This window comes from Actinoplanes solisilvae (genome assembly GCF_003999975.1).
GTDB classification, from domain to species: domain Bacteria; phylum Actinomycetota; class Actinomycetes; order Mycobacteriales; family Micromonosporaceae; genus Actinoplanes; species Actinoplanes solisilvae.
On record NZ_RJAC01000006.1, the window covers coordinates 401,911 to 409,883 of the forward strand.

3 protein-coding genes are annotated in these 7,973 nt (G+C 66.9%); 2 read left to right on the forward strand and 1 reads right to left on the reverse strand.

Annotated features, from left to right (window positions below):
* The first annotated feature begins 104 nt into the window (after positions 1 to 104).
* On the forward strand, positions 105 to 7,028 hold the full coding sequence (locus EER30_RS19500) for an RHS repeat-associated core domain-containing protein (protein WP_164842385.1): 6,924 nt from the start codon (positions 105 to 107) through the stop codon (positions 7,026 to 7,028).
* A 3-nt stretch (positions 7,029 to 7,031) separates the two neighbouring features.
* Complete coding sequence (locus EER30_RS19505; protein WP_127501902.1) at positions 7,032 to 7,331, forward strand: hypothetical protein; 300 nt, start codon at positions 7,032 to 7,034, stop codon at positions 7,329 to 7,331.
* 45 nt (positions 7,332 to 7,376) lie between these two features.
* Here the strand turns inward: EER30_RS19505 and EER30_RS19510 are convergent, their stop codons facing one another.
* Positions 7,377 to 7,853, reverse strand: coding sequence for a hypothetical protein (locus EER30_RS19510; RefSeq protein ID WP_127501903.1), 477 nt, complete (start codon positions 7,851 to 7,853; stop codon positions 7,377 to 7,379).
* Between the last annotated feature and the right edge of the window lie 120 nt (positions 7,854 to 7,973).

Sequence of the window (7,973 nt, forward strand, 5' to 3'; positions counted from 1 at the left end):
CTTCGATGCACGTAAAAATTTCAATGTGAATCCGCATAGGATCTTTACACTCCGCACATAGACGCTTACCGTTCCCCGTGATCATTAAGTGAACGGGGGATCACTTGCGTCGTCGTGCCCTTTTCCGGTCTCAGCGCAGCCGTCCGCGGCTCCGCCTCGCGCTTGTCGCCGCCACCGCGCTGACCGTGGTCGGATCGGCCCTGGCGGTGCCGCCCGCGCTGGCCGAACCGGCCGAGCCGGGCCGCCTGACCGCGCAGGTGGAGAAGCTCGACAACCACGGCGGCGAGGTCGCCGGTCGCGGCTGGGCGAGCCCTCAGCGTCCCGAGGTCAAACTGGCCGAGCCGGTCTGGCCGGTCGGCGGCACCCGCCTGCGCACCTCGATGAAGAAGCAGACCGCCCAGGTCAGCGTCAGCGCCGAGGTGGTCGACCGGGCCAAGGTGCCGGCGAAATGGCGGGCCGGCGTGGTCGCCCGCGTCTCCGCTGCCACGACCGGAGCTGCCACGACCGGAGCTGCCACGACCGGAGCTGCCACGACCGGAGCCGGCGCGACCGGAACCGCCTCGGTCACCGTCGATTATTCGACGTTCCGCAACGCGTACGGCGGGGGCTGGGCCTCCCGTCTGCGGGCGTATCGCCTGCCGGAGTGCGCGCTGACCACGCCGTCCGCGTTCGGTTGTTCGGCCACGCCGCTGCCGTCGGCCAACGACTCGGCCTCCCAGTCGGTCACCGCCGAGGTGCCGGTCGGCAAGTCGAGCGCGCTGGTGGCCCTGGCCGCGGGCGCGTCGGGCGACTCGGGCGACTTCGCCGCGACCCCCCTCTCCGCGTCGTCCACCTGGTCGGCGGGCGGCTCCACGGGCGGGTTCTCGTGGTCGTACCCGGTTCGCACGCCGCCCGGCATCGCGGGCCCGCAGCCGTCGGTCTCGCTGGGCTACTCCTCGGCGAGCGCGGACGGCCGCTCCTCGGCCAGCAACAACCAGCCCTCCTGGATCGGGGAAGGCTTCGGCTACTCGCCCGGCTTCATCGAGCGCCGCTACGTTCCGTGCGAGGACGACGACACCGGCTCGGCGAACAACCCGAAGGACTCGGCCGACCTGTGCTGGCGGTCGGACAACGCCACGATGTCACTCGGCGACAGCAGCACCGAACTCGTCTATCAGGAGGGCAAGGGCTGGCACGGCCGCTCCAAGGACGGCTCGAAGGTCGAGAAGCTGACCGGCGCCGCCAACGGTGACGCGAGCGGCGAGTACTGGAAGGTCACCGGCTCCGACGGCATGCAGTACTTCTTCGGCCGCGACGACCTGCCCGGCCAGACGCTGCCCACCAACTCGGCCTGGACCGTTCCGGTCTACGGCAATCACGCGAACGAGCCCGGCCACGACGACACGTTCAGCGCCTCCCGCGAGGTGCAGGCCTGGCGGTGGAACCTCGACTACGCGATCGACGTGCACGGCAACACGCTGTCGCTGTGGTACAGCAAGGAGACGAACAAGTACGGCGCCGAGGTGACCGAGACCAAGCTGGTGCCGTACGACCGTGGTGGCACGCTGAACCGGATCGACTACGGCACGTGGGACCGCGGCGCCACCGAGCGGTCGGTCAAGCCGCTGGCGCAGGTGTGGTTCGACACCGACGACCGTTGCCTCTCGGGCTGCACCGACAAGGACGCCGACCACTGGCCGGACACGCCGTGGGACCAGGACTGCGCCGCCGAGACCGCGAAATGCGACAACTTCGCGCCGAGCTTCTGGTCGACCAAGCGACTGGCCAAGATCCGTACGCGGGTCTGGGACACCACCAAGGCCGTCGCCGACTGGCAGGACGTCGATTCGATCACGCTCTCGCACAGCTTCCCGTCACCCGGCGACGGGCAGAAGGGCGGCCTGTGGCTCGACTCGATCGTGCGCACCGGCCACGTCGGCGGCACGGTCGTCATGCCGCCGGTCACGTTCGATCCGGTCGCCAAGCAGAACCGCGTGCTGACCAAGCACAACACCACCAACAACTGGCAGCGGCTGGCCGCCGTCCGCTCCGAGACCGGCGCGATCACCCAGGTCACGTACTCGGAGCCGGAATGCACGGCGTCGAACCTGCCGGCCTCGCCGCACACCAACACCAAGCTCTGCTACCCGGTGATCGGCCCCGACCCGAACTCGACGTCGGGCGGCGACATCACCGAGTACTGGCACAAGTACGTCGTCCGCCAGGTCACCCAGACCGACGTCCAGCTCGCCGACGGGCACCAGTCTCCGACCGTCAACACCCGATACACGTACGAGGGCACGCCCGCCTGGCACTACGCGGACGACGACGGCCTCGGCAAGCCCAAGTACAAGACGTGGAACCAGTTCCGCGGCTATGCGGCGGTGTCGACCAGCGTCGGTGACACCAATCCGACCCTGACCCGTACGACGTTCCTGCGCGGCATGCACCTCGACCGCGCGGCCCCCGCCGGCGGCACCCGCACCGTGACGGTGCCCGCGTCTCTGGGCGACGAGACCGTCTACGACGAGGACGAGTACGCGGGCATGGTCCGCGAGTCGGTCACCTACAACGGCACCGAGGACAAGCCGCTCAGCAAGACGGTGAACGTGCCGTGGCGCTCCTCGGCCAAGGCCTCCCGCACGATCAACGGTGACACGGTGACCGCCCGGTTCACCGGCACGAAAACCGTCTACAAGGGCACGGCGCTCGGCACCGACGGTTCCCGCGGGTGGCGGGTCAGCAGGCAACACAGCTCCTTCGACGACGACTATGCCCTCGCCGACTGGGTGCAAGACGACGGCGACACGACCGTCACTGGCGACGAGAAGTGCACGACCACGGCGTATAACCAGAACACCGACAAGAACATCCTGACCCTCGTGAAGCGGGCGACCATTACGACCCTGGCCTGCGGCACCGCGCCGACCAGCCCGGATCACGTCGTCTCGGACACGCGCACCTTCTACGACGGTGCGACCAGTGCCGACACGGTCGTGACGAAGGGCCTGGCCTCCCGTGTCGACGCCATGACCAACTGGACGGCGGCGGCCGGCACCACCTGGCTGACGACGGTCAAGGCCGTCTTCGACGATTTCGGGCGGCAGAAGAGCGGCACCGACACGGTCCGCGGCAACACCACGACCACGACCTACTCACCCGCCGACAGCCTGCCGACACTCAAGACCGAGACGACGCAGCAGGGCTGGGTCTCCACCACCGGTCTGTATCCCTACTGGGGCGTACCGGGGAAGATCACCGACCCGAACGGCCGGGTCACCGAGGGCACCTACGACCCGCTCGGCCGGACCTGGAAGCTGTGGGACCCAGGATGGACGCGGGCGGACCACCCCAACGAACCGTTGACAACCTTCACCTACTACTTCGACCCCACCCGCAAGTCGTACCCGCACGTGAAGACCGAGGCCCTCAACACCGGCGGGACCATCGAGACCTCGTACCAGATCTTCGACGGTCTGCTGCGGGAACGGCAGACCCAGAAGCGGGCGATCGGTGGGGGCCGGATCGTCAGCGACACGATCTACGACTCGTACGGCCGGGTCGAGATGACCTTCGCGGCGCACGCCGAGCCCGGGAACGTGTCGGGCACGATGTGGTGGGAACCGGAATGGTCTGTGCCCGCGCAGCAGGTCATGGTCTACGACCGGGCCAGCCGGGCCACCGACAAGATCTTCAAATCGGGCGACGGCGTCACCAACATCGTCGAGAAGTGGCGCACCAAGACCACCTACGAGGGCGATCGCACCACCGTGGTGCCGCCGCGCGGGGGCACGCCGACCACCACGCTGACCGACATCAACGGCCGCACCGTCGAAGCGCGGCAGTACACGACGGCGTCCGGCACGGCCGGGGCGTACGAGGCGACGAAGTACAGCTACAACGCCAAGGAGCTGCTGGCCAAGGTCGTCGACGGTCCGGGCGACGAGTGGACGTACAAGTACGACATCCGCGGCCGTCCGATCGAGTCGAAGGACCCGGACAAGGGCACGTCGTACTCCGAGTACAACGACGCCGGCGACCTGACGAAGACCACCGACGCGCGTGGCGAGGTGCTCGTTCACAAGTACGACGCGCTGGGCCGCAAGGTGGCGACCTACGACGACGCGATCGCCGACGCCAACAAGCGGACCGAGCTCAAGTACGACACGATGAGCGACGGCGGCGTGCTGAAAGGCCAGCTCACCGAGGCGATCCGGTATGACAACGGCGCCGCGTACACGTGGCAGGCCCTCGGCATCAACCAGCGCTACCAGGTGACCGGCGAGCGATACCTCATCCCGGCCGCCGAGACCGGACTGGCCGGCTCGTACCCGTACAGCCACCAGTACTCGAGCTACACCGGTGCGAAGACCGCGGTGAGCCTGCCCGCCGCCGGTGACCTGCCGGCCGAACTGCTGACCACGAAGTACGACGCCACCACCGGACTTCCCACCAGCCTGACCTCCGGCTGGTCGGACGTCGGCACGTACGTGGCGGGCCAGCAGTACTCGGCGTACGGCGAACCGACCGTCACCACACTGAAGAACGCCGGCGGGGTCTTCGTCGAGCAGTCGATCTCCTACGAGCTGGACACCCGGCGAGTGGCGCAGGTGCAGGTCAAGCCGGAGAACGCCAACTCGGTGGTGAACCGCACCTACGGTTATGCCCCGTACGGCGGCATCGAGTGGGTCAACGACTCCCCGCAGACCGGCACCGCCGAGACGCAATGCTTCAGCTACGACTACCTGCAACGCCTCACGTCGGCCTGGACACCGAAGACCGACGTCGCCGCGGTGACCGCGTGTCAGCGGGCGAAGTCGGTCGCGAACCTCGGCGGACCGGCCCCGTACTGGCAGGACTGGACCATCGACCGGATCGGCAACCGCACCAAGGAGGTGTCGCACGTCGCGGCCGGTCAGCTCACCCGCGACTACACGGTGCCGACGCCCGGTCCGAACGTCGTGCGCCCACACGCTGTCACGTCGATGAAGACCACCCAGCCCGGCCAGACCACCGGCACCACGGTCTCGTTCGGCTACGACAACACCGGCAACATGACCACGCGCCCCGGCCCGACCAACGGCCAGGTGCTGACCTGGGACGTCGAGAACAAACTCGTCAAGATCGTTGAGGGCGCCAAGACCACCACCAACCTGTACGACCCCAGCGGCAACCGCCTGCTCCGGCGCGACGACACCGGCACCACCCTGTACCTGCCGGGCCAGGAGGTCCGCCGCACCAGCTCGGGCGTCTCCGGCACCCGCTATTACAACTTCGCGGGTGCGACCGTGGCGTCCCGCACCTTCGGGGCGCGCAAACTGACCTGGCTGTTCAGCGACCACCAGGGCACCCAGCAGCTGTCGATGAACGCCAGCACCCTGGCCGTCACGCTGCGGCGCCAGAACCCGTACGGCGAAGCGCGCGGCACGTCGCCGCTGTGGCCGAACGGCAAGGGCTTCGTGGGTGGCGACGTCGACCCGACCGGCCTGATCCACATGGGAGCGCGGCAGTACGACTCGGCGCTGGGCCGCTTCATCTCAGTCGACCCGGTGCAGGACCTGACCGACCCGCAGCAGTGGAACGGCTACGCGTACGCGAACAACAGCCCGGTCACCTACAGCGACCCGTCCGGTCTCGACCCGTGCCCCGGCGGTGGCGGTGGATGCGGCTACGACGACACCCCGGAGCACGTGCAGGATCCGGGTGCGTGCACCACCTCCAACACGTGCGAGCACAAACAGGAGATCATCAACGGCGGCGACGGCAGCGCCCCGGGCTCGGGCGGGAACCCGGGTGGCTCCGACAGCTCGTCGAGCCCGGGCCGCAACAACAACACGGGAAACAGCCGCAACGCCGGTTGCAGCTCGATCGACGGCTGCGGCCCGGATTACGAGCAGATCGAGCGGGTCCGCGCCGCCATGATTCGACTCATGGAAGCCGAAGAACCGGACGCGAGGACCAAGCTGGGCGGCTACTGCCGGATGCAGGTCTCCCGCTGCGCGGCCTACCTGATCGATCTAAAGAACGGCGCCGAGCCATGGCACATCGCCGGCCAGATTCTCTGCTCCGAACTGGACACGTCCTGCCGCGAGAACTACGGCATCGTCGATATGATGAGCGGCCCGTCTCTTGGCACGGCCTTGAACCCCGATGTGGGCGACGCCGTTCTGCTTGCGGTGGTCAGCGGCGGATCGGGAGTCGCGCTTCGAGTTATGAAGACTGCCATCGGCGGGAACCGTCAGACGCAGAACAGCGTGAAGGAATGCCTTTACCAGGACTCGAAGAACTTCCTCAACAGCTTCGACCCTGGCACGCCGGTGTTGATGGCGGACGGAACCACCAAACCGATACGCGATGTTCAGGTCGGCGATCTGGTTCTCGCCACCGACCCGAAGACCGGCAAATCGGGCGCCCGCGAGGTCACCGACCTGCACAACAATCTTGACGACAACCTCATCGACGTTCTGATCAGCGGACCGGACGGCTCCATCAGGACTCTGCACACTACGACGGAGCATCCGTTCTGGGACGAAACTTCCGGCCGTTGGGTCGACGCTGCACAGCTGGTGCCGGGACACGAGCTGTTCACGCCCTCCCGCGCTGCTGCGGTATTCGCGCTACAGGACGTGCCGGGCTCGAAGTACATGGTGAACCTGACCGTCCAGGATCTGCAGACGTACTATGTCCTCGTCGGCGACACGCCGATCCTGGTGCACAATTGTGGGTCGTCCCCCTTCTACCGCGGCTCAAAGGCAGGGCCACCGAGCTTTGCGCCGCGGGCAGGTGAATACAAGGTCAACCCCGACACGGGATTCGTTAAGGACACTCACGGTGTGTCCGTGTTTGATAATGCCGGCAGTGTGAGCAAGAAGGGGTTCGAGCCTCACGGAATCGACATGGACACCGTTCCCGACACGCTTCGTGTCATCCAGCGTGGTAATGATCTGCGGCACTTCGAGATCGTTCCTCGACCGGGGGCCAACCTGACTCCCGAGAGATATGCTGACGAGCTGTCCAAGATCCGATGCCTATGTGAAAAGGGTAAGTGACCGGTGATTCCATACGAGATCAATTTTCCTGACTATCTGGACGACTATGAGGGAGAAATAGAATCGAAAGGTTACCTCTCTGGAGTTTCTGTAGTGACGTCGGACTCGATTTTTGAACTCACGGTTTACGATCGCACTCGGCTGATGCAAGAGGTCGACGATGAGCTTAAATCGGACAGAGCCTACTTTGCTGCGTCGAACTTGGTGATCGTTCCGGCGGTCACCAAGACCGACATCTCGGGGGCGGTCGAGCGCATCGCAAGGGGCAATTTCAGCGAACTCCTGCCCAAAGTTGCCGAGTAGCGGCCGCGCGAAGGGTGCAGATTTGCACCCTTCGCGCCGGCCGGGTCAGCAGACGGTTCGGACGTGGGACTCGAAGTCGGCCAAGGAGGCTACCTGTCCGGGCTCGTTGTTGTAGGGCAGGTAGAAGACCTCGCCGGGGCGCACGCGGCGGCGTACCTCGTCGGGAGTGAAGACGGCGGCGACGATCGACGACTGGTTCCCCGGGATGCCCATGAAGGCTCGGTACGGCTGGTCGCCGCTGAGGTCGGCGGAGCCCTCGGTCAGCTTCCAGGGGGCGGGCGGTGACGCCGCGTCGATGGTGGTGGAGGTGAAGGCCGTCGGCAGGCCTTCCGCCTCGTAGACGGCCGTGGTCCGGGTGTCGTCGGCGGCGTTGCGGCTGATGCTCAGCTCGGCCGGCGGGGCGTCGCACCACACCAGAACGTAGGCCAGGCCGCCCTGGGCGTTGACGGTGACGCCGATGGAGCCCTCGACGACCGGGGCGCTTGGGCAGCCGGACAACGTCGTGCTCAGGGCGGCGAGCAACGCTAGACACCTTTTGCGGTCAGGGTCTGGCTGGTGCCGGTGGTGAAAGGCCGGTTCCGGTGAAGAAGGCGTCGATCAGTCCGGCTCGGTATTGCATGCGGTTGAGCCGGTTCTTCACGG